26 protein-coding genes are annotated in these 25003 nt (G+C 72.4%); 14 read left to right on the forward strand and 12 right to left on the reverse strand.

What is annotated here, in order from left to right; genetic code table 11:
- Positions 1 to 95: 95 nt before the first annotated feature.
- The 4 genes from ACFEMC_RS01800 (at position 96) to ACFEMC_RS01815 (ending at position 3241) form a co-directional block, all read left to right on the forward strand.
- Positions 96 to 2270 (forward strand): carbon starvation CstA family protein, encoded by a 2175-nt coding sequence (locus tag ACFEMC_RS01800; protein WP_380173027.1) that lies wholly within the window; start codon positions 96 to 98, stop codon positions 2268 to 2270.
- On the forward strand, positions 2267 to 2455 hold the full coding sequence (locus tag ACFEMC_RS01805; RefSeq protein ID WP_380173029.1) for a CstA-like transporter-associated (seleno)protein: 189 nt from the start codon (positions 2267 to 2269) through the stop codon (positions 2453 to 2455). Before ACFEMC_RS01800 ends, ACFEMC_RS01805 begins: the two co-directional genes overlap by 4 nt.
- A gap of 129 nt (positions 2456 to 2584) precedes the next feature.
- Positions 2585 to 2878, forward strand: coding sequence for a hypothetical protein (locus ACFEMC_RS01810; protein WP_380173031.1), 294 nt, complete (start codon positions 2585 to 2587; stop codon positions 2876 to 2878).
- A gap of 15 nt (positions 2879 to 2893) precedes the next feature.
- Entirely contained in the window at positions 2894 to 3241 is a 348-nt protein-coding gene (locus tag ACFEMC_RS01815) for a metallopeptidase family protein (protein ID WP_380176540.1), read from the forward strand.
- Positions 3242 to 3244: 3 nt separating this feature from the next.
- Here ACFEMC_RS01815 and ACFEMC_RS01820 read toward each other — a convergent pair whose 3' ends face one another.
- Positions 3245 to 3640, reverse strand: coding sequence for a DUF1801 domain-containing protein (locus ACFEMC_RS01820; RefSeq protein WP_380173033.1), 396 nt, complete (start codon positions 3638 to 3640; stop codon positions 3245 to 3247).
- Positions 3641 to 3690: 50 nt separating this feature from the next.
- On the opposite strand from ACFEMC_RS01820, the gene ACFEMC_RS01825 reads away from it, so the two are divergent.
- On the forward strand, positions 3691 to 4008 hold the full coding sequence (locus ACFEMC_RS01825) for a tetratricopeptide repeat protein (RefSeq protein WP_366173522.1): 318 nt from the start codon (positions 3691 to 3693) through the stop codon (positions 4006 to 4008).
- Between the two features lie 9 nt (positions 4009 to 4017).
- On the opposite strand, the gene ACFEMC_RS01830 is transcribed toward ACFEMC_RS01825, so the two are convergent.
- Positions 4018 to 4797: an HAD-IIA family hydrolase gene (locus ACFEMC_RS01830; protein WP_380176542.1), complete on the reverse strand. Its 780-nt coding sequence runs from the start codon at positions 4795 to 4797 to the stop codon at positions 4018 to 4020.
- Between the two features lie 65 nt (positions 4798 to 4862).
- Positions 4863 to 5525 (reverse strand): deoxyribose-phosphate aldolase, encoded by a 663-nt coding sequence (deoC, locus tag ACFEMC_RS01835; protein WP_380173036.1) that lies wholly within the window; start codon positions 5523 to 5525, stop codon positions 4863 to 4865.
- A 71-nt stretch (positions 5526 to 5596) separates the two neighbouring features.
- Between deoC and ACFEMC_RS01840 the strand changes: the two genes are divergently transcribed.
- Together ACFEMC_RS01840 and ACFEMC_RS01845 are read left to right on the forward strand one after the other, a co-directional pair.
- Positions 5597 to 7015, forward strand: a complete 1419-nt coding sequence (locus ACFEMC_RS01840) for an FAD-binding protein (RefSeq protein WP_380176544.1) — start codon at positions 5597 to 5599, stop codon at positions 7013 to 7015.
- 106 nt (positions 7016 to 7121) lie between these two features.
- On the forward strand, positions 7122 to 8717 hold the full coding sequence (locus ACFEMC_RS01845) for a diguanylate cyclase (RefSeq protein ID WP_367636438.1): 1596 nt from the start codon (positions 7122 to 7124) through the stop codon (positions 8715 to 8717).
- A 25-nt stretch (positions 8718 to 8742) separates the two neighbouring features.
- On the opposite strand, the gene ACFEMC_RS01850 is transcribed toward ACFEMC_RS01845, so the two are convergent.
- Positions 8743 to 9189: a winged helix-turn-helix transcriptional regulator gene (locus ACFEMC_RS01850; RefSeq protein ID WP_380173038.1), complete on the reverse strand. Its 447-nt coding sequence runs from the start codon at positions 9187 to 9189 to the stop codon at positions 8743 to 8745.
- A 181-nt stretch (positions 9190 to 9370) separates the two neighbouring features.
- Here ACFEMC_RS01850 and ACFEMC_RS01855 point away from each other — a divergent pair, with 181 nt between their 5' ends.
- Together ACFEMC_RS01855 and ACFEMC_RS01860 are read left to right on the forward strand one after the other, a co-directional pair.
- A complete protein-coding gene (locus ACFEMC_RS01855) occupies positions 9371 to 10204 on the forward strand; it encodes an oxidoreductase (protein ID WP_380176546.1) in 834 nt (277 codons plus the stop codon).
- Positions 10205 to 10254: 50 nt separating this feature from the next.
- Positions 10255 to 10665 (forward strand): GNAT family N-acetyltransferase, encoded by a 411-nt coding sequence (locus ACFEMC_RS01860; RefSeq protein WP_380173039.1) that lies wholly within the window; start codon positions 10255 to 10257, stop codon positions 10663 to 10665.
- 5 nt (positions 10666 to 10670) lie between these two features.
- Here the strand turns inward: ACFEMC_RS01860 and ACFEMC_RS01865 are convergent, their stop codons facing one another.
- From ACFEMC_RS01865 to ACFEMC_RS01885, 5 genes are all read right to left on the reverse strand, one after another.
- The gene (locus tag ACFEMC_RS01865) at positions 10671 to 11156 is read right to left on the reverse strand and encodes an NUDIX domain-containing protein (RefSeq protein WP_380173042.1); all 486 of its coding nucleotides are present in this window, start codon (positions 11154 to 11156) and stop codon (positions 10671 to 10673) included.
- A complete protein-coding gene (locus ACFEMC_RS01870; protein WP_380176548.1) occupies positions 11153 to 11989 on the reverse strand; it encodes a PhzF family phenazine biosynthesis protein in 837 nt (278 codons plus the stop codon). The genes ACFEMC_RS01865 and ACFEMC_RS01870 overlap by 4 nt, the downstream gene beginning before the upstream one ends.
- Positions 11990 to 12055: 66 nt before the next feature.
- The gene (locus tag ACFEMC_RS01875; RefSeq protein ID WP_380173044.1) at positions 12056 to 12955 is read right to left on the reverse strand and encodes a carbohydrate ABC transporter permease; all 900 of its coding nucleotides are present in this window, start codon (positions 12953 to 12955) and stop codon (positions 12056 to 12058) included.
- Positions 12952 to 13941 carry a carbohydrate ABC transporter permease gene (locus tag ACFEMC_RS01880; RefSeq protein WP_380173046.1) on the reverse strand — a complete coding sequence of 330 codons (990 nt, stop codon included), beginning with the start codon at positions 13939 to 13941 and terminating at the stop codon, positions 12952 to 12954. Before ACFEMC_RS01880 ends, ACFEMC_RS01875 begins: the two co-directional genes overlap by 4 nt.
- Complete coding sequence (locus ACFEMC_RS01885) at positions 13941 to 15260, reverse strand: ABC transporter substrate-binding protein (RefSeq protein ID WP_380173048.1); 1320 nt, start codon at positions 15258 to 15260, stop codon at positions 13941 to 13943. The genes ACFEMC_RS01880 and ACFEMC_RS01885 overlap by 1 nt, the downstream gene beginning before the upstream one ends.
- Before the next feature lie 154 nt (positions 15261 to 15414).
- On the opposite strand from ACFEMC_RS01885, the gene ACFEMC_RS01890 reads away from it, so the two are divergent.
- The gene (locus ACFEMC_RS01890) at positions 15415 to 16455 is read left to right on the forward strand and encodes a LacI family DNA-binding transcriptional regulator (RefSeq protein WP_380173050.1); all 1041 of its coding nucleotides are present in this window, start codon (positions 15415 to 15417) and stop codon (positions 16453 to 16455) included.
- 3 nt (positions 16456 to 16458) lie between these two features.
- Here ACFEMC_RS01890 and ACFEMC_RS01895 read toward each other — a convergent pair whose 3' ends face one another.
- From ACFEMC_RS01895 to ACFEMC_RS01905, 3 genes are read right to left on the reverse strand one after another with little or no spacing between them, the layout of a single operon-like run.
- Positions 16459 to 17688, reverse strand: a complete 1230-nt coding sequence (locus ACFEMC_RS01895; protein ID WP_380173052.1) for a DNA polymerase domain-containing protein — start codon at positions 17686 to 17688, stop codon at positions 16459 to 16461.
- 20 nt (positions 17689 to 17708) lie between these two features.
- Positions 17709 to 18629, reverse strand: coding sequence for an acetamidase/formamidase family protein (locus tag ACFEMC_RS01900; protein WP_380173054.1), 921 nt, complete (start codon positions 18627 to 18629; stop codon positions 17709 to 17711).
- A 31-nt stretch (positions 18630 to 18660) separates the two neighbouring features.
- Entirely contained in the window at positions 18661 to 19635 is a 975-nt protein-coding gene (locus ACFEMC_RS01905) for a LacI family DNA-binding transcriptional regulator (RefSeq protein ID WP_380173056.1), read from the reverse strand.
- Between the two features lie 155 nt (positions 19636 to 19790).
- Here ACFEMC_RS01905 and ACFEMC_RS01910 point away from each other — a divergent pair, with 155 nt between their 5' ends.
- The 4 genes from ACFEMC_RS01910 to ACFEMC_RS01925 are packed head-to-tail and all read left to right on the forward strand — an operon-like array spanning position 19791 to position 24924.
- The gene (locus ACFEMC_RS01910) at positions 19791 to 21770 is read left to right on the forward strand and encodes a glycoside hydrolase family 127 protein (protein WP_380173058.1); all 1980 of its coding nucleotides are present in this window, start codon (positions 19791 to 19793) and stop codon (positions 21768 to 21770) included.
- A gap of 27 nt (positions 21771 to 21797) precedes the next feature.
- Positions 21798 to 23111 carry an ABC transporter substrate-binding protein gene (locus ACFEMC_RS01915; protein WP_380173060.1) on the forward strand — a complete coding sequence of 438 codons (1314 nt, stop codon included), beginning with the start codon at positions 21798 to 21800 and terminating at the stop codon, positions 23109 to 23111.
- Positions 23108 to 24004, forward strand: a complete 897-nt coding sequence (locus ACFEMC_RS01920) for a carbohydrate ABC transporter permease (RefSeq protein ID WP_380173063.1) — start codon at positions 23108 to 23110, stop codon at positions 24002 to 24004. Before ACFEMC_RS01915 ends, ACFEMC_RS01920 begins: the two co-directional genes overlap by 4 nt.
- Positions 24001 to 24924 (forward strand): carbohydrate ABC transporter permease, encoded by a 924-nt coding sequence (locus tag ACFEMC_RS01925; protein WP_380173065.1) that lies wholly within the window; start codon positions 24001 to 24003, stop codon positions 24922 to 24924. The genes ACFEMC_RS01920 and ACFEMC_RS01925 overlap by 4 nt, the downstream gene beginning before the upstream one ends.
- Positions 24925 to 25003 lie beyond the last annotated feature (79 nt).

Here is a 25003-nt window from a genome sequence, read left to right on the forward strand (position 1 = left end):
CGTGCGCGTCCGGTCCGGCGTGCGTCCGCGCCGGCCCACCGCGCCTGTGCCAGGCTCAGCAGGTCCACAGGACGCTCGACCGCGAGGAGGCGGCGATGAGCCGGTTGCAGTCCGATGCCCTCGAGGTGACGCGCAGGCGTCCCTCGCCCCGTTCCGTCGTCGTCTGGACGGCCGTCGCCGTCGTCGGCGCGCTGTGCTGGACGGTGCTGGCGCTCTCGCGCGGGGAGTCCGTCAACGCCCTCTGGGTGCTGTTCGCGGCGCTCGCCTCGTACGCCATCGCCTACCGCTTCTACTCGCGGTTCATCACCTACCGCGTCCTGCGGGCCGACGACCGGCGGGCCACCCCCGCGGAGAAGTACGAGAACGGCGTCGACTTCGAGGTCACCGACCGGCGCGTCCTGTTCGGGCACCACTTCGCCGCCATCGCCGGCGCCGGCCCGCTCGTCGGCCCCGTCCTGGCCGCCCAGATGGGCTACCTGCCCGGCACCATCTGGATCGTCGTCGGAGTGATCTTCGCCGGCGCCGTCCAGGACCTCACGGTGCTGTTCTTCTCGATGCGCCGCGGCGGCAAGAGCCTGGGGCAGATGGTCCGCGAGGAGATCGGCGTCGTCGGCGGGATCGCCGCGCTCATCGCCGTCTTCGCCATCATGATCATCATCCTGGCGGTGCTCGCGCTCATCGTCGTCAACGCGCTCGCGGAGTCGCCGTGGGGCGTCTTCTCCATCGCCCTCACCATCCCCATCGCCCTGTTCATGGGCGTCTACCTGCGCTTCCTGCGACCGGGCCGGGTGCTGGAGGCCACCGCGCTCGGTGTCGTGCTCCTCCTGCTGGCCATCGTCGGCGGCGGGTACGTCGAGAGCTGGGGGCTGGCGGAGTCGCTGACCCTCTCGCCCGAGACGCTCGTGGTGGCCCTCGTCGTCTACGGGTTCGTCGCCTCGGTCCTGCCCGTCTGGCTCCTGCTGACCCCGCGCGACTACCTCTCCACCTTCATGAAGGTCGGCGTCATCGCCCTGCTCGCCGTCAGCCTCGTCGTGGCGCGGCCGGTGCTGGCCAACGACGCGGTCACGTCCTTCGCCCGGGAGGGGAACGGGCCCGTCTTCGCCGGGTCGCTGTTCCCGTTCGTGTTCATCACCATCGCCTGCGGCGCGCTGTCCGGGTTCCACGCCCTCATCTCCTCCGGCACGACGCCGAAGATGGTGGCCAAGGAACGGCAGGTCCGGCTCATCGGCTACGGCGGCATGCTCATGGAGAGCTTCGTCGCCATCAGCGCGCTCATCGCGGCCTCCGTCATCGACCAGGGCCTCTACTACGCGGTGAACTCCCCGGCCGGGGCGACGGGCGGCACCGTCGAGACGGCGGCGAGCTTCGTCTCCGGGCTCGGGTTCACGGCGACTCCCGAGTCGCTCGCGGCCGCCGCGCAGGCCGTCGGCGAGGAGTCCGTCGTCTCCCGCACCGGCGGTGCCCCGGCGCTCGCCCTCGGCATCTCGCAGGTCTTCCACGAGGCGTTCGGCGGTGGGCTGCAGGCCTTCTGGTACCACTTCGCGATCATGTTCGAGGCGCTGTTCATCCTCACCGCCGTCGACGCCGGCACCCGCGTCGGACGGTTCATGCTCCAGGACACCCTCGGCAACGTCTGGAAGAAGTTCGGCGACCTGTCCTGGCGGCCCGGCAACGTCATCGCCAGCGCCGTCGTCGTCGGCGCGTGGGGGTACTTCCTCTACACCGGCGTCACCGACCCCCTGGGCGGCATCAACCAGCTGTTCCCGCTGTTCGGCATCGCCAACCAGCTGCTCGCCGCCATCGCCCTGACCCTCGTGACGACGTTGCTCGTCAAGCACGGACGGGTCCGGTACGCGTGGGTCACGGCCGTGCCCCTCGTCTGGGACCTCGTCGTCACGATGACGGCCAGCTACCAGAAGGTGTTCTCGGACAACCCGGCCATCGGGTACTTCGCCCAGCGCGCCAAGTACGCCGACGCCCTCGCCGCGGGGGAGGTCCTGGCCCCGGCCAAGGACGCCGCGCAGATGCAGCAGGTCGTCACGAACTCGACCGTCAACGGCGTCCTGCAGTCGCTGTTCGCCCTCCTCGTCGTCGTCGTGGCGGCCAACGCGGCTGTCGTCATCGTCCGGGCCCTGCGCGCCGGGCAGCTGCCGACGACGGAGGAACCGGCCGTGCCGTCCGCGCTGGTCGAACCGGCGGGGATCGTCGTCACGGCGCGGGAGCGGGCCGAGCTCGACGCCCTGCGCGCCGAGATCGGCGCGGAGCGGTGACCCGGCTGCTGCCCCGCGTGCGGGCGGGACTGCGCTGGGCCCGCCGGCAGGTCGACGGCGAGGACCGGTGGGAGGCGCACCTGCTCCGGTGCGCCGCGCACGGTCACCCGCCGGGCAGTCGGGCCGAGTTCGAGCGCCGCCGTGCCGACGCCAAGGCGGCCGTGCCCGGCGGTCGGTGCTGCTGAGCTCCCGGCGGGGTGAACCGAACCCGGCGCCACCTCGTTCTCCCGGCGGAGACCCCCTCCGACGCCGACCTGAGACGGAGCTGAGACGTCGTGCTCGACAGCAGGAGGACGAAGCGACACGATCGAAGCGTGAGCACCGCGCAACAGTCCGTGAAGCACTCCCGGTACCGGGTCACCGTCGTGGCGCACCGGCGCTTCGCGGCGGGCAGGCCCCGCGGGTTGCCGTCCGGCCTGGAGCACGTCGTGGTCCTGCGGGCCGAGACACCGGCCCTCGCCCGCGACACCGCCCTCGTCCACCTGCACGCCGAGGCGGCGCTCGCCGACGCGGTCCTCGGGGTGGACGCCGTCCTGGTCGAACGGCTGCGGCTGGGCCGCGTCGCGGTGCGGGAGCTCGACAGCCGGCGCGCGCTCGTCGTCGGCTGAGCAGCCGTGGTCGAGATGTCCCGGGCCGAGTTCGAGGAGGCCGTCGCGGACGCGCTCGACCGGATCCCCGCCGAACTGGCCCGGGCGATGGACAACGTGGTCGTCCTCGTCGAGGACGACCCGCCGGAGGGTTTCGAGCCCGACCTGCTGGGGCTGTACGAGGGGACACCGCTGACCGAGCGGGACGGCTGGTGGGCTGCGGGCGCCCTGCCCGACCGCATCACGGTGTTCCGTCGTCCGACGCTCGCGATCGCCCGCGACCGGGAGGAGGTCGTCGCCGAGGTGGGGGTCACCGTCGTGCACGAGATCGCGCACCACTTCGGCATCGACGACGCCCGGTTGCACGAGCTGGGCTGGGCCTGAGGGCTACCGCTTCCGGGTGCTCGCCTTCGCGGCGTTGTGGGCGATGGCGGCGCGGACCAGGTCGGCGAAACCCTCCTCGTCGAGGGCGTCCCCCTCGGCGAACTCCACGGACCGGCGCTGGTTCCCGCCCAGTTCGCCGTTGAACAGCCCCTTCGGGTCCTCCAGCGAGGCGCCCCACAGGAACCCCATCTTCACCTTGCTCTTGAACACCCCGCCCACGATGAACGTGCCGTGCCGCGACCACACGGGCGCACCCATGTACTTCCACTCCTCGACGATGCCGTCGTCGACGGCGAGGATCGTCCGCCGGCACGCGGCGAGCACCTCGCCCCGCCAGTCGGGGTGCTTCGCCACCAGGTCGTCGACGTGCTGGGAGGCGGTCAGGTCGGCGTCGGCCACGCGCCGAGGCTACCCGGAATCAGCGGCGCGGCGCGGGGGTTGTGGGATCCGTGAACATCGACCTGCTGAGCTTCGAGATGGCCCGCGACGCCTTCGACGAGCGCCGGTTCACCGACGCCGTCCGGTCGCTGGAACCCCTGGTCCGCCGGCACCCCGACGACCGGTCGCTGCGCGAACTGCTGGCCCGCAGCTACTTCGGTGCGGCGATGCTGGGCAAGGCCGAGGAGCAGGCGCGGGACCTGGTGCGTCGCAGCCCGTCCGACGCCTTCGCCCACCTGCTGCTGTCGCGCGCCCTGGAACGGCAGAGCCGGCACGACGAGGCCCGTGGCCACCGCGTGATGGCCCACGTCCTCGGCGCGGAGGTCTGAGGGACCTCCTCAGACCAGGTCGACGAGGTCGCCGATCCCGTCGACCACCTGGTGCGGCTGGAACGGGAACCGGCGCACCTGGTCGCGCTTGGTCGAGCCGGTGAGGACGAGGAACGTCCGCAACCCGGCCTCGATGCCCGCGACCACGTCGGTGTCCATGCGGTCGCCGATCATGGCGGTCGTCTCCGAGTGCGCCTCGATCCGGTTCATCGCCGAGCGGAACATCATCGGGTTGGGTTTGCCGACGAAGTACGGCTCGGCACCCGTCGCCCGCGTGATGAGCGCCGCCACGGACCCCGTCGCCGGCAGCGACCCCTCCTTGGAGGGGCCGGTGGCGTCGGGGTTCGTGGCGATGAACCGGGCGCCCTTCTCGACGAGGCGGATGGCCTTGGTGATGGCCTCGAACGAGTAGGTGCGCGTCTCGCCGAGGACGACGTAGTCGGGGTCGGTGTCCGTCATCGTGTAGCCCGCCTCGTAGAGGGCGGTGGTGAGCCCGGACTCGCCGATGACGTAGGCGGAACCGCCGGGCATCTGCCGCGCGAGGAAGTCGGCCGTCGCCAGCGCCGACGTCCAGATGTTCTCCTCCGGCACCTCGATGCCGCTGCGCGACAGGCGTGCGGCGAGGTCGCGCGGGGTGAAGATCGAGTTGTTCGTCAGCACGAGGAACCGGCGGCTGGCGTCGGCCAGCCGCTGCAGGAACTCGGCCGCACCGGGCAGGGCGTGCTCCTCGTGCACGAGGACGCCGTCCATGTCGGTCAGCCAGCACTCGATGCCGTTCGCGTCGCTCATCTCGTTGCCCTCCACGCCTCCACCCTGGGTCCTCGTCGTCGTCCTCGCGCGCCCGAGCGGGCCCCTCAGTCCGAGAGGCCGCCCAGGACGGCCGCCGACCCGGAGAGGCCGAGCCGGGTGGCGCCGGCGTCGAGCAGCGCGAGCGCCAGCTCGGTCGTCCGGATGCCGCCGCTGGCCTTGATGCCGAGCCGCCCGCCGACCGCCGCGTCCATGACCTCCACCGCGTGCACGGTCGCCCCGCCCGCCGGGTGGAAGCCTGTGGACGTCTTGACGAAGTCGGCGCCCGCCGCCTCGGCCGCGCGGCACACCGCGGTGAGCACGTCGTCGGGCAGGGCCGCGGACTCGACGATGACCTTGAGGACCGTCGGGGCCGGCGCGGCCGTGCGCACGGCGGCGATGTCGTCGCGGACGGCGTCGAGGTCCCCGGCCAGGGCCGCGCCCACGTCGATGACCATGTCCACCTCGTCCGCACCGTCCTGCACGGCCGCGGCGGCCTCGGCCGCCTTCACGGCGCTGGTGTGCTTGCCGGAGGGGAACCCGCAGACGGTCGCCACGACGAGGTCGCCGGTGTCCGCCAGCGGCAGCATCGTCGGGGAGACGCACACGGCGAGGACGCCCAGCTCGCGGGCGTCGGCGACGAGGGCCGCGGCGTCCGCGGGGGTCGCCTCCGGCTTCAGGAGCGTGTGGTCGACGAGGCGGGCGACGTCGGAACGGGTGCGTGGGCTCACGCGGCGAGTCTGCCACCCGGGCGGGCGCGTGCCCGGTCGGTGTCGGGCCCGACGGTTAGGCTCGCCCCGTGGTGAGCATCCCCGGTCTGAAGTCCGCGTCCCGTTCCGCGTCGCCGTCCGCCGGCGGGGCCGAGCGCCGGACGGAGCGCCTCACCGGCTGGGGTCGCACGGCCCCGACGACGGCGACGGTGCTGCACACCGCCGACCTCGACGTCATCTCCGAGGCGGTCCGCACGTCCGGCCCGCGCGGGGTCATCGCCCGCGGCCTGGGCCGCTCCTACGGGGACCCCGCGCAGAACGCCGGTGGGCTCGTCGTCGACATGACCGCGCTGGACCGCATCCACGACATCGACGTCGACGCGGCCGTCGCCGACGTCGACGCGGGCTGCTCCCTCGACAAGCTGCTGCGGGCCGTCGTCCCCCACGGGCTGTGGGTGCCCGTCCTGCCCGGCACCCGGCAGGTCACCGTCGGCGGGGCGATCGGCGCCGACATCCACGGCGGCAACCACCACACCCAGGGCACCTTCACCCGCCACGTGCTGTCCCTGGACCTGCTGACCGCCGACGGGCAGATCCGGACGCTGACGCCGGACGGCCCGGACCGTGAGCTCTTCCTCGCCACGACGGGCGGCATGGGCCTGACGGGGATCGTCCTGCGCGCCAGGATCCGCCTCGACCGCGTCGAGACGTCCTACTTCATCGCCGACGTCGAGCAGGCCACCGACTTCGACGACATGCTCGAGCGGCTGCAGCACAACGACGAGAACTACACGTACTCCAAGACGTGGTTCGACTCGGTGACCAAGGGCGCGCACATGGGCCGCGGGTTCCTGCTGCGCGGCTCGTCGGCGAAGCTGTCGGACCTGCCGCCGGAACTGCGCAAGGACCCGCTGAAGTTCGACGCGCCGCAGCTCGCGACCTTCCCGGACGTCTTCCCGCCCGGCATGCTCAACACCCTCACGGCCAAGGCGCTGAACGAGGTCTACTACCGGAAGTCGAAGACCAAGTCCGGTGTCGTGCAGAACATCACGCAGTTCTACCACCTGCTCGACCTGTTCGCGGACTGGAACCGTGCCTACGGCCCGCGGGGGTTCCTGCAGTACCAGTTCGTCGTGCCGTTCGAGCGGGCCGACCTGCTGCGCGCGAGCATGGAGGCCATCGTCGACTCGGGCCACATCTCGGCGCTCAACGTCCTCAAGCGCTTCGGCGACGGCAACGACGCGCCGCTCTCGTTCCCCCAGCGCGGCTACACCCTCGCGGTCGACCTGCCCGTGAAGAAGGGCCTGGACCAGCTCTGCGACCTGCTCGACGAGATGGTCCTCGACGCGGGGGGCCGGCTCTACCTGGCCAAGGACTCGCGCACCACGGCCGACCGGTTCGCCCGGATGTACCCCGAGCTGCCGGCCTGGCGGAAGGTGCGCGACGCGGTGGACCCGGAGCGGAAGTTCGCCTCCGACCAGGCCCGCCGTCTGCAGCTGGTCACCGGCTGAGTCCGGTCGGGGGAGAGCGGTCGCAGGAGGTCAAGCCGGGCTCCCCACCTGCCGACACCCCCCACAGGTCCACTTCGGGGCCGAAGACCGGAAGGCGGTGGTGGCGGTGACCGGCGATCTCGCGCTGGGCCCTGCCGTCGGCCACGCCGCGACGCCCGCCGAGCTGGCCTCGGTGCACGCCGACCTGGAGGCCCTGGACGACCTCGTGGGCCGCGACCCGGCGCAGGCCGCGGCGTGCGCCCGGGACATCGCGGCCCGTGCCGCGCTGTTGGGCGACCACGTCAGCGTCGCGCTCGCCCGGGTCGGGGAGGCCGAAGCCGTCCAGCGCGACGGCGACCCGGCGGGTGCGGCCGACATCGTCACGCGCCTGCTCGGTGAGACCGACGCCACGGGGCGCGGGGCCGAGGCCACCGTCCGCGCCTCGTGGGTCCTGTCCCGCGTCTTCACCGACCTCGGCGACCGTCCGACCGCGCTCGAGCACGCCCTCGACGCCGTCGCGGCCTTCTCCGACGACGTCCCCCAGCGCCTGCGGACCCGGGTCCTGCTCACCGTCGCGGACCTCCTCGACGAGCTTGGGGGCGTCGAGGACGCCCGCACCTGGTACTCCCGGGCCGAGGAGCTCGCGGTCGGGGACGCGGTCCTGCACCTGCGGGTCGTCAACAACCGCGCCTACGGCGAGCTGGACCGCGGGGACGCAGTGAGCGCTCGCCGCGAGCTCGACCTGCTGCTGCGGCTCGGTGAGCAGTACGCGATGCCCCTCAACGCCAACACGCTCGACACCGTCGCGCGGGTCCAGCTGCTGTGCGGTGAGCTCGACGCGGCGGAGGCCTCGGCCCGGGCGGCCGTCGCCACCAGTGCCGCGATGGACGCCAAGAACGCCGACGACGAGCCGGTCTACCTGCTGACCCTCGCGATCGTGCTGCGGTCCAAGGGGGACCCGGCCGCCGCGGCGGAGGTCCTGACCGAGGCCCGGTCGCGCTGCACCGGGGCGGGCTTCCGGACCGTCCGCGCCCAGCTGCTCGCCGAACAGGCCGAGGTGCACGCGGCGCTGGGGGACCACCGCGCCGCCTTCGAGACGCACAAGGAGTTCTACGCGGCCGACCGGGAACTGCTCTCGGAGCAGCGCGAGGCGCAGGCCCGTGCGCGCCAGGCCATGTTCGAGACCGACGTCGCCCGCGCCGAGGCGGCCCGGTACCGCGAGGAGGCCCGGCGCGACGCGCTGACCGGTCTGCGCAACCGCCTGTTCGTCGACGAGAAGCTGCCCGCGCTGGTCGAGGACTTCCACCACGGCGGCCCGTCGGTGAGCGCCGTCCTCTTCGACCTCGACCACTTCAAGTCCGTCAACGACACCTTCTCCCACGAGGCCGGGGACGAGGTGCTGCGGCTGACGGCCGGCATCCTCGAAGCCTGCGTGGCCGAGTGCCCCACCGGGAACGCCTTCGCGGCGCGGCTCGGCGGGGAGGAGTTCGTCGTCGTGGTCACCGGTGGCGGCGACGGCACGGCGGCGGAGCTCGCCGAGCGGGTGCGCCGCACCGTGGCCGGTTTCGACTGGTCCGGTCCCACGCCCGGCCGGGGCATCACCGTGAGCGCGGGGGTGGCCCTCCTGGAGCGGGGTGGCGACAAGACCTCCCTGCTGTCGGCCGCCGACGCCCGCCTCTACGCCGCCAAGGCCGGCGGCCGGAACCAGGTGCGCGCCGGCTGACGCCTCCGTCCCGCGGGGTCCGCCCTCACGGGCGGGCGCCGTGCTCGGCGCGGTGGGTGAGGACGGCGTCCATGTTGGCCTGGGCCCACGTCCGCAGCGCGCCCACCACCCGGTGCAGCGACAGACCGAGCTCGGTGAGTTCGTACGTCACCGTGACCGGCACTGTCGGGGCCACCGTCCGGGTCACGAGGCCGTCGGCCTCCAACGAGCGCAACGTCTGGGTGAGCATCTTCTGGCTGACGCCGGCGAGCAGCCGGGACAGCTGGGAGTAGCGCAGCACCCGGGGACCGGCGGGGGTGCCGCCCTCGTTCGGGGTGGCCTCACCCGCCAGGGCGCACAGGACGAGGGTGACCCACTTGTCCGAGATCCGGTCCAGGAGCTGCCGGCTCGGGCAGACCGCCAGGAAGGCGTCGTAGGCCTGCGCGGGGGTGCGGCCGGTCTGCGTCCCCGCCGTCGTCCTGCTCGCGGTCACGTCTCCTCCTGAGGTCCCTGGTGGTGCGTTGCGCACCCGGAAGTGCCTACTTCCCGATGGAGAGCGGGGGTGTCAGTCTCGTGCACGCCGCACCTGCGGCGCCACCACCCGCTCGCCCCACGACGAAGGACACCCTGTGACCACCACCTCCACGCCCACGACCCTCCCCGGCGGCACCTGGATGCTCGGTGACCGGGAGGTGACCAGGTTCGGCTACGGGGCCATGCAGCTGGCCGGCCCCGGGGTGATGGGTCCGCCGGCCGACCGCGCGGGCGCCCTCGAGGTCCTGCGCGCCGCCGTCGACGCCGGCACCACCCACGTCGACACCTCCGGCGCCTACGGTCCCCACGTCACCAACGAGCTGATCCGCGAGGCCCTGCACCCCTACCCGGCGACGCTCACGATCGCCACCAAGGTGGGCGCGGACCGCGATCCCCAGGGTGGCTGGCCCACCGCGCGGCGGCCCGCGGACCTGCGCCGCCAGGTGCAGGAGAACCTGCGCACCCTCGGCGTGGACACCCTCGACCTGGTGAACCTGCGCATGGGTGACGCCGAGGGGCCCCGGGCCGGCTCCCTCGCGGAGGCGTTCGAGACCCTCGCCCGGCTGCAGCAGGACGGCCTGGTCCGTCACCTCGGGGTCAGCAACGTGACCGCCGAGCAGGTCGCCGAGGCCCGGAGCGTCGCCCCCGTCGTGTGCGTGCAGAACCTGTACAACCTCGCCGTCCGCCACGACGACGACCTCCTCGACGACCTGGCCCGCGACGGGATCGCCTACGTCCCGTTCTTCCCCCTGGGCGGTTTCACACCGCTGCAGTCGCAGGCGCTCTCGGCCGTGGCGCAACGGTCGTCCACCACGCCGATGGCGGTGGCGCTCAGCTGGCTGCTGCAGCGTTCACCGAACGTGCTGCTCATCCCGGGCACGAAGTCCGTCGCCCACCTGCGCGAGAACATCGCCGGAGCGGGCACGGTCCTGTCCGCGCAGGACGTCGCCGAGCTGGACACCATCGGGCGCTGACCGGCCGGAAACCGCTGGAACGGGGCCTGGCCGCCGGGAATGCTGTGTCCGTGCCCGCAACCCTGTCGTACCGCTGGCGTGCCGACGTCGACGACGAGGACCTGCTCGACCTCGTCGCCTCCCACGGCGGCAACCCCGAACCCGGCTGGTGGCCCCGCGTCCGGGCCCACTCGCTGGGCTGGGTCACCGCCCACGACGGCGACGTGCTCGTCGGGTTCGTCAACGTGGCCTGGGACGGGGGTGACCACGCGTTCCTGCTCGACACGAAGACGCGCCCCTCGCACCAGCGGCGGGGCGTCGGCACCGGGCTCGTGCGGCGTGCCGTGCAGGAGGCGACGGCGGCCGGCTGCGAGTGGCTGCACGTCGACTTCCTGCCGGAGCTGGCGCCGTTCTACCTCGCTGCCTGCGGGTTCCGGCCGACCGAGGCCGGGCTCGTGCACCTCACCCCCGGCAGGTCCTGAGGCCGTCAGGCACCGACCACGAGCGGCGGAGAGCCGGCGGGCAGCCGCGCCGCCAGCGGCACCAGGTCGGCGAGCGCGCGGGGAGCGGGGACGACCCCGCGGCCCTCCATCGCGGCGACCTCCGCCGCAGACCACCACCCGAACCCGTGCAGGTCCTCGGCGCGCAACTGCTCCGCGTCGAAGCTCCCCCGCGGTGTGAACTCACCGGGGACGCGGACGAGGAAGACGTCCTCGGACAACCCGTCCCACCCGGGCGCCGCCCACGGCTCCACGACCGTCCGCCGCCACACGTGCGGGCACAGCACGGGGTCCACGTCGAGGCCGACCTCCTCGAGCAGTTCGCGCCGCAGGGCGGCGCGGACGTCCTCGGCGGGTTCGAGGCCGCCGCCGGGGAGGGCCCGGACGGTCACCCCGTCGGGGTGGTGCTCGGCGAGGAGGACTCGCTCGTCCGGGGTGAGGACGAGGGCGCGCGCGGCCCGCCGCAGTCTCATCCGGCCAGGGGGACGGCGGTACCGGTCACGACGATGCCCCCGGTGGGCGGGACGTCGACCGTCAGCAGTCCGGGCCGGCCGACGTGCCGGCCCTGGTGCACGACCACGCGGGCGGGCGGGTCGACCAGACCCAGTGCCCGCAGGTACCCGCCGAGCGCCGCCGCGGCTGACCCCGTCGCCGGGTCCTCGGTCACCGGGCCCACGGGGAACGCGTTGCGGGCCTCGAACACCAGCGGCTCCCGGCGCAGCGCGACGGTCAGCGTCGCCGGCCAGCCGTTGTCGTCCAACAGGCGGCGGGCGCGAGCGGGTTCGAACGTGAACCCGTCGAACCGGCCGGCGTCGCGCAGGACCAGCAGCGGGTGCGGGTTGCCGGCCGCGGCGACCCGGGGTGGGCAGTCGGGGTCGAGGTCGTCCTCGCTGAGGCCGAACAGGTCGAGGAGTTCGGCGAGCTGCGCGTCCGTGAGCTCGGTGACCGACGGCTCGACGCTCGTGAACGACGCGCGTCCGTCGGCCGCCGTGAGCGCCACCTCGCCCACGGCCGTCTCGAAGAGGAATTCCCCGTCCCCGCGCCGTGCCGCGAGGGCGACGGCCGTGGCCACCGTCGCGTGCCCGCAGAACGGGACCTCGGCGTGCGGGGAGAAGTAGCGCATCGCGACCCGTCGGTCGCCGGGGGACCCGACCACGAACGCCGTCTCGGCGTACCCGACCTCGGCGGCCACGGCGAGCATCTGCGCCGCCGTGGCCCCCGCGGCGTCGAGCACGACCCCGGCGGGGTTCCCGCCGGCGGGGTCGTCGGTGAAGGCGGCGTAGCGCAGGACGTCCACCCGCGCGATCCTACTGCGCTCGTCGCCACCGCCGGACAACGTTCCTGCTCGCGGAGCGGGCGGGGGGCGACGGGGTCAGCCCTTGAGCGCCCCGGCGGCGATGTTGGCGATGAAGTGCCGGGAGCCGATGAGGAAGATGCCGATGAGCGGGACGACGCTGACGACGGCGCCGGCCATGATCATCCCGTAGTCGGTCGTGTAGACCGAGTTCAGCTGCGCCAGTGCGGTCTGCAACGTCTGGCGTCCGGGGTCCACGAGCACGACCAGCGGCCAGATGTAGTCGTTCCAGGCCGTCACGAAGGTGAAGATGCCGAGGAACGCCAGGCCGCCGCGCAGCATCGGGATCGCGATCGACCACCAGGTGCGGAAGAACCCCGCGCCGTCGAGGGTGGCCGACTCGATGAGCTCGTCCGGGATGGACGCCTGCGCGAACTGGCGGAGCAGGAAGATGCCGAACGCGTTGGCGGCGCCCGGGACGATGAGGGCCTGCAGCTGTCCCATCCAGCCCAGCTCGGACATGAGGACGAAGCTCGGGACGAGGGACAGGTTGCCCGGCACGAGGAACGTGATCAGCAGGACGGCGAAGAGGACGTCCCGGCCGGGAAACCTGTACTTCGCGAAGGCGAACGCGGCCAAGGAGTCCAGCAGCACGACGAGGACGGCCAGCGAGCCGGCGACGATGAACGAGTTCAGCATCGCCCCGAGGAGGTCGATGTTGGTGACGACGTTGCGCAGGTTCTCCAGCAGGTGCGTGCTCGGCAGGAGGTTGGGCGGGTAGCCGAAGATCTGCGCCGTCGTGCTCGTCGACATGACGAGCAGCCAGTAGAACGGGAACAGCGAGAGGACGACGCCGACGAGGATGCAGCCGTGGGTGACGACCCGGCCGAGGAACCACTGCCGGCTGCGCCGGGGCTTCACGACGCTCAACCGGTCGCGGTGGCCGCGGGACGTGCGGGTCAGTTCCGGAGCGCTCACCGCCCCACCTCCTTCGTGCGGCGGCTCTTCCTCGGCACCGCGTCGCGGTCCCGCAGCAGCCGCCAGTTGATGATGGCGAAGACGGCGGCGAGGGCGAACAGCGCCCACGCGATGGCCGAGCCGTACCCGAAGTCGAGCTGGGAGAACGACTGGTCGTACTGGTACAGCACGATCGTCATCCCGGCCTCGTTGACGCCGCCGACGGTGCCGTTGCCGTTGGCCGCACCGAAGAGGATCTGCGGTTCGGTGAACAGGCCCAGGCCGCCGATGGTCGAGGTGATGACCGTGAAGAGGATGACCGGGCGCAGCATCGGGATGGTCACGGAGAAGAAGGTCCGCCAGAACCCGGCGCCGTCCACCTTGGCGGCGTCGTACAGCTCGTCCGGGACGGCCTGCAGCGCCGCGAGGTAGAGGATCGCGTTGTAGCCGGTCCACCGCCAGATGACCATGACGGCGATGGTGATCTTGATGCCCCACTCGGTGGACAGCCAGGCGACGGTGGGCAGTCCGAGCCCGGTGAGCGCGGAGTTGACGATGCCGAAGCTGTCGGAGAACACCGACCCGAAGACGATGGCCATCGCCACCATGCTCGTGACGTTGGGGATGAAGAAGGCGACCCGGTAGAAGCCCTTCAGCCGGATGTTCTGGTGCAGCAGGAAGGCCATGACCAACGCCAGGAACAGCATGGGCACCGTCGAGATGACCCAGATGATGAGCGTGTTCGAGACGGCGTTCCAGAAGCGCGAGTCCTGGAGCAGGTAGGCGTACTGCTGCAGGCCGACGAACTTGATGTCGCCGATGCCGTCCCAGTCCGTGAAGGACAGGTAGATCGAGAAGAGGATCGGGAACGCGCCGAACACGAGGAACAGCACGTAGAAGGGGGAGACGGCCGCGTACTGCGGCCAGAACGAGCGCAGGCCGCGGCGGTGGACGCTGAGCCCCTCCGTGCCCCGTCGCGTCGTGGTCGTCCGTTCGGCGACGGCCATCAGATCACCCCTCGCTTCTCGAGGATCTTGTCGATCGACTCCACGGCGTCGTCCCACGCCTGGTCGGGGTCCTTGCCGGCGGACTCGACGACCCGGAGCTGGTCGCGGAACGGTTCGACCTGCTTCTCGTAGGTGCTGATGAACGTCGTCGGGACGTTCTCGGCGGCGGTGCTGAAGAAGGCCAGCGGGTCCTGGTCGCCGAAGAACCCGCCGGAGTCGGCCATGAGACCGGTGGTGAACGACTTCGGGGCCGAGGGGAAGAGCTGGACCTCGTTGTAGGACTGGGCCTGGTTCTCCGGCAGCGTCAGCCAGCGGGCGAAGGCGAGGGCCGCGGCCGGGTCCTTGCACGTCTTGGGGACGGCGAGGAACGAGCCCCCGGAGTTGCCCGGCAGACCGGGCTGCTGGGCGATGCGCCACGCCCCCGACAGGTCGGGCGCGGTGTCGGACAGGACCTTCATCCACCAGGCGCCCTCGATGTTGGCGCCGAGCTTGCCGGAGTTCCACGCCGCGTTCTGCTCGTTCTCGATCTGCAGGTTGCGCGTCACCCGGGCCTGGACGGCCTTGACGGCGGTGTCCCACGCCTCCCGGATCGTCGAGCCGGGTTCGTGGAAGAGGGGTTTGTCGTCCTTGTCGAAGTACCGCTCCGGCGAAGCGTTGACGAACTGGTTGAAGACCATGACAGCGTTGCCGGCGAGGGCGACGTCGCTGGTCTCGCGCAGCTGCTTCCCGAACGCGATCCAGTCGTCCCAGGTCCGCACGGCGGCCGAGACCTCGTCGGGCTGCGACGGCATCCCCGCGGCCTCGAAGAGGTCGCTGCGGTAGAAGAACCCGGTCGGTCCGGTGTCCATGGGGAAGAAGAGGAAGCGTCCCGTCGGCGTCCGGCCGAGGTTCCACTTCCACTCGTAGTAGTCGTCCTTGAAGTCCTGGGCGCCGTAGTCGTCCAGGTCCACGAACTGGTCCTCGCTGGGGAAGTACAGCGCGGCGTTGGAGTTCACGGCGGTGAGGTCGGGGATGTAGGCCCGGGCGGCGAACCCCGTGCGCAGCTTGTTGTCGAACGCGCCCCCGATGACGTCGGCGCGCAGCCGCTTGGAGGTGCCGGGGATCTGCTCGGCCGCCTGCTGCAGCAGGCTGGGGGCCATCGACCGGTTCCAGTACCACAGGACGAGTTCCGCCGGGTCGCTGGAGATCGAGGTGCCCGACCCGCAGCCGGCCAGGGCGGCCGTCAGCGGGACGCCGGCGGCCCCGGCCAACCCGGCCCGCAGGACCGCGCGGCGGGAGGGGGGACGGCCGGAGGAGACCCCCGGCGGGGGAGACGTCACGTGCAATCCAACCAGCCCACTCTCTTCGTCGAGATCTTCTGGCCGAGCTTCCGTGAGCGCTCACGGAGTGGTAGGACCGTGCCACCGGCCAAGGACGCTGTCAAGGCGCGCGATGATGCGTGCCGGGTGTCCAGACCAGGGAAGGAGGGTTCGCGTGACGGCTGACCAGGGCGAACGCGTCGAGGAGAGGATCCGTCGAACGCGACGCCGCGCCGCGACGATCGAGGACGTCGCCACGGCGGCGAGCGTGTCGCGCCAGACGGTGACACGGGCCATGAACGACATGGAGGGCATCAGCGCCGCGACGAAGGCGAGGGTGCTCGCGGCCGCCAAGGAGCTGAACTACCGGCCCTCGCGCTTCGGCCGCGGCCTGGCCCGGGCGACCCACGACACCCTCGGCCTCGTGGTCTCCGACCTCGCCAACCCGTACTACCCGGAGTTCGCCGCGGCCACCGTCCGGTACGCGGGGGAGCTGGGCTGGAACGTGGTCCTCGTCGACACGGTCCACGCGACGGACCACCAGCGGCTGCTCGTCGACCTCGCGAGCCAGGTCGACGCCGTCATCGGGTACCTCGGCCCGACGGACCTGTGGGTCGACGCGCTGGCCGGCATGACGGTCGTCACCGTCGACCCGGCCCCGAACGGACGCGCCGCCGGGGTTCCGGGGGTGCACGCCGTCCGTCTCGACCCGCGGGCGGCCGTGCGCGACGCCGCCGCCCACCTGGCGCGCGCCGGCACCCGGACCGCCGTCGTCCTCGACGCGGACCGTCCCGGCCGCAGCAACGAACGCGGTGAGCTCATCGCGTCCACGCTGCGGGACGCGGGAATCGTCGTGGAGGTGCTGCACGCGGGCGGGCAGGACGTCGAGACGGCGCGGTCGGCGACGCTGGACCTGCTGCGCCGGGGCCTGCCGGACGCCGTGTTCGCCTGGAACGACATCCTCGCCGTCGGGGCGCTCGCCACGCTGGTCGAGCAGGGCGTCTCGCTGCCGGGTGACGTGCGCCTGCTGGGGGTCGACGGGTTGTCGCTCGGCACCTTCGTCACCCCCCAGCTGACGACGATGGCGGTCGACATGCACGAGGTCGCGCGACAGGCCGTCGACGTCGCCGTCGGTGCGCTCCGGGACGCGTCCGCGGGCCGGGAGTCCCAGACGCGGTGGGTCGAGCACGTGTTCACCCCGCGCGGGACGGCCTGACCCTCAACGCCGCTGCTGGCGTCCGCGGTACGTGGCCCAGGGGTCGTAGTCGACCTCGAGCTCGGCCTGCTCCGGCCGCTGGTCCTCCGGCACGTGCTGGAGGTTGACGCGCACCCGGTACCAGAGGGAACTGCTGCCGCGCATGCCGTCCACGAGCACGTCGGCCTCGGCGAGCAGCGGGACGACGTCCGGGTGCTTGGCCTTCCACGACTCCAGCCCGGCGAGGACTTCCGGCTTCGTCTTCGCCCGGGCGACCTCGATGAGCGGCATGGTCTTGGTCCGGGAACCGGTGCCCTTCGGAGGTTTCTCGGCGGGGCCGAGACGTTCGGCGAGGTCGAGCAGCGCCTGCAGCGAACCCCCGGTCCCGTCCATGCCGGCCCACGGGTCTCCGCCGAGCTCGGCCCAGCGCTGCGGGACGGTGAGGACGGTGTGGTCCTCGGGCCGGACGTCCCGCACCTCCTCCCACGTCAACGGGGTCGAGACCCGGGCGTCCGGCGTCGCCCGCACCGAGTAGGCCGAGGCGACGGTGCGGTCCTTGGCGTTCTGGTTGAAGTCGACGAACACGCCCTCGCCGCGTTCCTCCTTCCACCATCGGCTGGTGGCCAGGCCCTCGGCGCGGTTCTCCACCTCGCGCGCCACCGTCTCGGCCGCGAGCCGCACCTGCGGGTAGGTCCACACGCCGGGGTCGACGGGGGCGTAGACGTGGAAACCGCGGGACCCGGACGTCTTGGGCCACGCGGTGAGGCCGTGGTCGGCCAGCACGTCACGGGCGACGAAGGCGACGTCGACGATCTGGTGCCAGTCCACCCCGGGCTGTGGGTCGAGGTCGATCCGCAGTTCCACCGGGTGGTCGAGGTCCTCGGCCAGCACCGGGTGGGGGTTCAGGTCGACGCAGTTGAGGTTGAGGACCCAGGCGAGCGACGCCTCATCCCGCACGACCGTCTCGGCGGCCGACGTCCCGCGCGCGTAGTGCAGTTCGGCGACCTCGATCCAGTCGGGCCGCTTCTCCGGCGCCCGCTTCTGGAACACCGCCTCGGCCTCGATGCCCTTGACGAAGCGCTTGAGCACCATCGGCCGGCCCCGCACCCCGCGCAACGCCCCGTCGGCGACCGTGAGGTAGTAGCGGACGAGGTCGAGCTTCGTCGTCCCGGTCTGGCCGAAGACCACCTTGTCCGGGCTGGTGATCCTCACCTCCCGGCCGGCGAGTTCCAGGACGTGCTGCGTGGACGCCACGTCCGCAGACTAGGGGCCGCTCAGCTCCGGCGCAGAGCGTCGTGGCGCAGGACGGCGTGCACGCCCCACGTCCGGTTCGCGACCTGGGTGACGCGCAGGTCCGCGCAACTGCTGAGCAGGGCCAGCGCGGTCAGCCGGTCGAGCTCGTGCTCGGCGGCCACCCACGTCACGAGGTCCCCCAGGGCCGCGTCGGTGGCGCTGCCCAGGTCGGCGTCGAAGCCGAACGTGATCCGCTCGGTCGGGGTGACCGCGTGCACGGTGGGCAGGGCCGGGTCGGGGACGACCGAGACCGTGAGTTCCGTCGTCGTCGCACACTCCACCGCGGTGCCGCAGACCTCCCCGTCGCCCTGGGCGGCGTGCCCGTCGCCCAGGCACAGCATCGCCCCCGGGACGTGGACGGGCAGGAACAACGTCGACCCCGCGACGAGGGACCGGCAGTCGACGTTCCCGCCGTGACCGGGTCGCGGGGGGATGGTCGAGTGCCGCCCGGGCGCGGCCGGCGTCGTCCCGACGACGCCCAGGAACGGGGCGGTGTCGACGGTGAACCCCAGCTGGTTCGTCGCGGTCGCGACGCCGACGTCCCAGAGCAGGTCCACGCGCCCGGTGGTGCCGAGCCGCTGGTTGAGCGGGGTGTCCATGCCGGCGACCGTCCAGCCCCAGTCGGCCGTGCGGACCGAGTGGAACGTCACCGCCAGGACGTCGCCGGGTTCGGCGCCGCGGACGGCGACCGGGCCGGTGAGGCAGTGCCCCTCGGCGTCCTCGAGCAGGCGCGGGGTGGGGGCACCGGGGTGCTCGGGCCGACGGGTGAACCCGTGCGCGTCGAGGGCCTCGACGGTGAAGCGCTCGCCGCTGTCGACCGTGAGGACCGGTTCCAGCGCGGGGTCGAAGGCGTCGGTGACGGTGCCGGGCGCCGGGCGGAGGACCTGTTGTGCGGGAGTCACGAGCCGATCCTCTCCCCGACGGACGGATCCCTCAGGCCGGAACCGTCGACTCCCGCACCACGAGCCGGGTCGGGAGCGTCGTCGTCCCGGGGGAGGGCTCTCCGGCCACGGCCTGCAGCAGGAGTTCCCCCGCGCGCCGTCCCAGGGCCTCCAGACCGAGGTTCACGGTCGTCAGCGGTGGCCGCGACGCCAGGGCGATGACGTCCCAGTCGTCGAACCCGACGACGGCCACGTCCTGCGGCACCCGGCGGCCCGCGTCGCGCAGCCCGTCGCACAGCCCGCGCGCGATCTGGTCGCTGCCGCACGTCACCGCGTCGAGGTCGGGGTGCCGGCGCAGCAGCAGGTCCGCGGCCAGCCGTCCCCAGCGCTCGCTCCAGTCGCCGTGCAGCACGGGCCCGGCGAAGGCCTCGCCCGCCGTCCGCTCGGCGGCCTCGGCGCGCACGCGGGTGGCGTGGTGGTCGGCCGGGCCGGTGACGTGCGCGACGCGGCGGCGGCCGAGGTCGAGGACGTGCTGGACGGCGTCGGCGGCGCCGGTCGCCTGGTCGGCGACGAGCGAGGTGTCGCGGGCGTCCTGCGACGGAGTGAACGCGTAGACGACCGGGACGCTGGCGGCCAGCGGCGGCCGCGGGTCGGTGCGCCGGCCCGTGACGATGATCCCGTCGACGCGCCGCGCCTGCAGCGTGCGCAGGTAGTGCTGCTCGCGCAGCGGGTCGTCGCGGCTGTCGCACAGCAGGACGCTCATCTCCCCGGCGCCCAGGGCGTTCTCCGCGCCGAGCATGACGGGGATCGAGAAGCGGCCGAAGCTGTCGGTCGTGATGAGCCCGACGGTGTAGCTGCGCCCGGAGGACAGGCCCCGACCGACCGGGTCGGGGGTGAACCCGAGCTGCTCGGCCGCCCGGCGCACGCGGTCGCGGGTCTCGGCGCGCAGCTGCCCCGTCCCGTTGAGCGCCTTGGAGGCCGTCCCCGCCGAGACGCCCGCCAGTGCGGCGACGTCCACGATCCGCACCGGAACGACGCTTTCCGTCACTGCCCACCTCCCGACCCGTTGAGTCGCAGCAGACTACCGCGCCCTTGACGGACCAGGGCGCCCGTTCTAGATTCGATGCAGAAAACGTGTTCCGGAGTTTCCGGACGCGCCGGCACCGCCTCGATGGAGAGCTCATGACCAGCACGACCGCTGGACCGGACCTGACCGTCACCCCCACCGGTACGGCCGTGAACGCGCCCGTCGCCCCCACCGCCGACGCGGCGGTGGCGCTCCACCCCGTCCCGCTCGGCGCCTCGCGCTCCACGGGCGGGTTCTGGTTCGACCGCATGCAGGCCAACCGCCGCCAGGCGATCCGGACGGGCTACGAGAAGCTCGAGACCGCCGGGAACCTGCGGAACCTGCGCATCGCCGCCGGGATCGAGCAGGGCGAGGCCAAGGGCCCGATCTTCATGGACTCCGACGTCTACAAGTGGCTCGAGGCGGCGGGGTGGGAGTACGGCCGCGAGGCCGACGAGGAGGTCCTCGGCTGGATCCGCGAGGTCACCTCGGTCGTCGCGGCCGCGCAGGCCGAGGACGGCTACCTCGACTCCGTCCAACAGGTCCGTGGGAAGGGCCTGCGCTACACCGACCTGCACTGGAGCCACGAGCACTACTGCGCCGGGCACCTGTTCCAGGCCGCGGTCGCCGTCCACCGCAGCACGGGCGACACCGGCCTGCTCGACGTCGCCGTCAAGCTCGCCGACCACCTCGTCGCGACCTTCGGGGCGGGGAAGACCGAGGAGGTCGACGGCCACCCCGTCGTCGAGATGGGTCTGGTCGAGCTGTTCCGCGAGACGGGGAACCGCGCCTACCTCGACCTCGCGCGCTGGTTCGTCGACGTCCGCGGACACGGCATCATCCAGACGAAGCACGACGCGGAACCGACGTACTTCTCCGACCGAGTGCCCGTGCGCGAGGCCACCTCGCCCGAGGGCCACTCGGTCCGCGCCGTCTACCTGACCGCCGGCGCGGCGGACGTGGCCGCCGAGACCGGCGACGCCGAACTCCTCGACGCCCTCGTGCGCCAGTGGGAGGGGATGCTGGCCTCCAAGACGTACGTGACGGGCGGCATCGGGGCGCGCTGGGACTGGGAGCAGTTCGGCGACCACTACGAACTCGGCCCCGACCGCGCCTACGCCGAGACCTGCGCGGCGATCGCGAGCGTGCAGTGGAGCTACCGCCTGCTGCTCGCGACGGGGGAGGCGCGCTACGCCGACCTGGTCGAGCGGACCCTCTACAACGCCTTCCTGCCCGGGGTGTCCCTGGCCGGGACGGAGTACTTCTACGTCAACGCCCTGCAGCTGCGGCACGGGGCGCACGCCGAGGAAGAACGCAGCGTCGCCCACGGCCGGCGGCCCTGGTTCGACTGCGCCTGCTGCCCGCCCAACATCATGCGGACGCTGTCCCAGCTCGACGCCTACGTCGCGACGAGCGCTGACCGCGACGGGGTTCCCGGGGTGCAGCTGCACCAGTTCACGACGGGTGAGGTCGAGGCCGGCGGCGTCCGGCTGCGCGTGAGCACCGACTACCCCTGGGACGGGACCGTCCGCGTCGAGGTGCTGGACTCCCCCGGGGAGTTCGAGCTCGCGCTGCGCGTCCCCGGCTGGGCCGAGGGCGCCACCGCCACCGTCTCGGGCGCGGGGTCGGGGGAGTCCCTCGCGACGACCCCCGGCGAGTACCTGCGAGTGCGCCGGGAGTTCGCGGCCGGCGACGTCGTGGAACTCGTCCTGCCCATGACGGTCCGTCCCGTCGAGGCCGACCCGCGCGTGGACGCCGTGCGCGGCTGCGTCGTCGTCGAACGCGGGCCTCTCGTGTACGCCGTGGAGCAGGTCGACCTGCCCGACGGCCTCGTCGCCGACGACGTGCGGGTCCGCGTCGCGGAACTGCGGGACGCCCGCGCCGAGCACCGCCCCGACCTGCTCGAGGGGGTCACCGTCCTGCACCTGCCCGTGCACGCGGCGGCGGCCGCCGCGACGGGCCCGCTGTACCGCCCGGCCGGGGACGACCCCGCGCCGCAGGCCGAGGACGCCACCCAGGTCGTCCCGGCCGTTCCGTACTACGCCTGGGCCAACCGCGAGCTGGGCGCGATGCGCGTCTGGCTGCCCCGGGCCTGATCCGGTCCGGACCCCACAGGAGGTGCGATGGAGCTCCACCGCAGGACGTTGCTCGCGCTGGGAGGGCTCGCCGGTCTGTCGGCGCTGCTGCCCTCCTGCGCGTCGCAGCTGCCCGAGGCCGACGTCACGGCCGCCGGGTTCGGGCAGGACGCGACCGGGACCGTCCGGTTGTGGTGCCGGGCGGCGACGGTCGTCGGCGTCCGGCAGGTCGTCGACGCGTTCAACGCCTCGCAGGACGCCGTCACCGTCGAGGTGACGCCCGTCCTCGACGGCCAGTACGTCACGAAGCTCGCCACGGCGATCCGCGGCGGGAACGTGCCGGACATCGTGGACATCGACGACATCAACTCGATGCTCTTCATCTACCGCGACTCGTTCACCGACCTGACGCCGCTCGTGCAGCAGCTGGGGTTCGCCGACCGGCTGAACCCCGGCCAGCTGGCCCTGGCCACGCGGGACGAGAAGCACTACGGCGTCCCGTACATCGCGGACAACTCGGCGCTGTTCTACAACACCGAGTTGTTCGAGAGGGCCGGTCTGGACCCGGCGGACCACACGCAGGACTTCGAGGGCCTGCTCGAGGCGGCCCGAGCGATCGGGGCCCTGGGGGACGGGACGTACGGCTGGTCGGTCGACGGCAACGCGGCCGGCATCCTGGGGTTCGTCGTGCAGCCGCACATCTGGGCGGCGCAGGCCCCGAACATCGTCGGGGACGTGGGGGAGCAGCGCGGGTCGATCGCGGACAACGACGCCGTGCGGCGCACGTTCGAGCTCTACCGCACGATGTGGGACGAGAAGCTCATGCCGCAGGGGAACTTCTCCGGCGACGGGTCCCGCTGGGGTGCGGACTTCCGCGACGGCACGGTCGGGCTCTTCCCGGCGAACTTCTCCGTCGCGGCCCTCAACGCCTCCGAGGAGATGCGGGCCAAGACCGGGGTCGTCCTGCTCCCCGGACCCGACGGCGGCCGCGCGACCTTCGCGGGCGGGGACAACCTCTGCATCCCGCGGGGAGCGGCCAACGCGTCGGGGGCCTGGCAGTTCGCCCGGTTCGCCCTCGACCTGCCGCAGCAGGAGAACCTGCCCGCCGGCGGGTACATCCCCGTCCGCTCGGACGCCGCCACGGAGCAGTACCGGGAGAAGTTCCCCCTCGCGGTGGCGCCGCTGGACGGGATCGCGGGGTCGTACGCCCCGACGACGCTCGCCTACAACCTGCTGTTCAACCAGCAGGACTCGCCGTGGATCGCGGCGTTCCGCCGGGCCGTCTTCGACGGCGACCTCGACGGGGCGCTGGCGCAGGGGCAGACGGACTTCGACCGCATCCTGGAACAGGCGCAACTGTGAGCACCCTCGAGAGAAACCCCCGGTCCCTCACCCACCCGCCGCGCACGGGTCTGCTGCTGACGCTGCCGGCCCTCGCCTTCGTCACGGTCTTCGTGCTCGTGCCGCTGGTCTTCGCGGTCTACATGTCCTTCACCAACTGGCCCCTCATCGGGTCCTACCAGTTCATCGGGCTCGGGAACTACGCGGCCATCGCGTCGGACCCGGTGTTCTGGAAGTCGGTGGGCTACACGGTCCTCTACACCGCGATCGTGACCGTGCCGATCCTCGTCCTGGGCTACGTCCTCGCCGTCGTGGTCCGCGCGAACCGGCGGTTCTCCACGGTGTTCCGGACGGTGTTCTTCGTCCCGTACGTCATCGGGCTCACGACGCTGAGCTTCCTCATGGTGCTGGAAGCGCAGCCCGGGTCGGGCATGGTCAACGTCGTCCTGAAGACGCTGGGGATCACCGACGGGACGACGGCCTGGCTGGCCGACGGGCCGCTCGCGACGGGGCTCATCTGCGTGATGATCGTCTGGGCGGTGTCGGGGCTGACGATGGTGCTGCTCATGGGCGGCATGCAGGGCATCCCGCGCGACGTATACGAGTCGGCCGAGATGGACGGTGCGTCGTGGTGGCAGCGCGAGCGCAGCATCACGATCCCCATGCTGCGGCGCACCATCGCCATGAGCCTGGTCATCTCCGTCATCGGCTCGCTGCTCGCGTTCACCCAGTTCTACGTCCTCACCCGCGGTGGGCCGGGGACGGACACCCAGACGGTCGTCATGTACGTCTACCAGCGCGGCTTCGTCCAGCTCCAGCTCGGCGCGGCCTCCGCGCTCTCGATCGTCCTGGTCGTCGTCATCGGTCTGGTGACGGCCGCCCAGTTCCGGCTGCTGCGCGAGAAGGAGGGATGACCGTGGCCACGCTCACGAAGACCGCGACACCGCAGGACCTGCGGGTCCGGCACACCCGCGGGGCGGCTGCGGCCGGCCGCGCCGAGAGCCGCACCAAGCTCACGCTCTACTGGCTCGGCGGGACCCTCGCCGCCCTCGTGTTCCTCGTCCCGCTGGTGTGGTCGGTCCTGCGCTCGTTCCAGTCCAACGACGCGATCGTGGCGACCGACCCGAAGGCGGGGGACCTCTTCTCCCTCACGACGGCCAACTTCTCGGCGTTGTTCACCAGCGACCTGGACATCCTGCGCTCGGTGGGCAACAGCCTCGTCGTCGCCGTCGGGACCGCCGTGCTCACCGCGGTCGTCGCCACGCTGGCGGGGTACGGCTTCGGCCGGTTCACCTTCCGTGGCCGCAACGTCCTGTTCGGCGTCGTCGTGGTGACGATGATGGTGCCCTTCCAAGCGATCATCACGCCGCTGTACCTGCAGATGAACGCCATGGGCCTGACCGACTCCCGGCTGGGGCTCGTGCTCTTCTACACGACGGTGAACCTGCCGTTCGGCGTCTTCGTCATGCGCAACGCCTTCGAGACGATCCCCGCCGAGATCGAGGACTCGGCCCGCGTCGACGGTGCCGGCACGATGCGGGCCCTCGTCTCGGTGCTGCGACCCATGCTGGTCCCGGGGATGGCGACGAGCGCGCTCTACGCCTTCCTCGCCAGCTGGACCGAGTTCCTCGGGGCGCTCACCTTCCTCACCGACGACCGCCTCTACACGCTGCCGCTGTCGTTGGTGAACCTGCAGTCCGGCGCCTACGGGGCCGTGAACTACGGCTACCTCGTCGCCGGCGCGGTCGTCGCGATGGTCCCGTGCGTCATCCTCTACGTCGCGCTGCAGCGGTTCTACGTGGCGGGCCTCGCCTCGGGGGCCGTCAAGGGCTGACGCCCTCCAGACCGGGCCCGGACCGCGCACCCCGTGCGCGGCCCGGGCCCTCCACGTCGCCCGTGCCCCGGTACCCGTG

It is taken from the genome of Kineococcus sp. DHX-1 (genome assembly GCF_042473625.1).
GTDB lineage: Bacteria > Actinomycetota > Actinomycetes > Actinomycetales > Kineococcaceae > Kineococcus.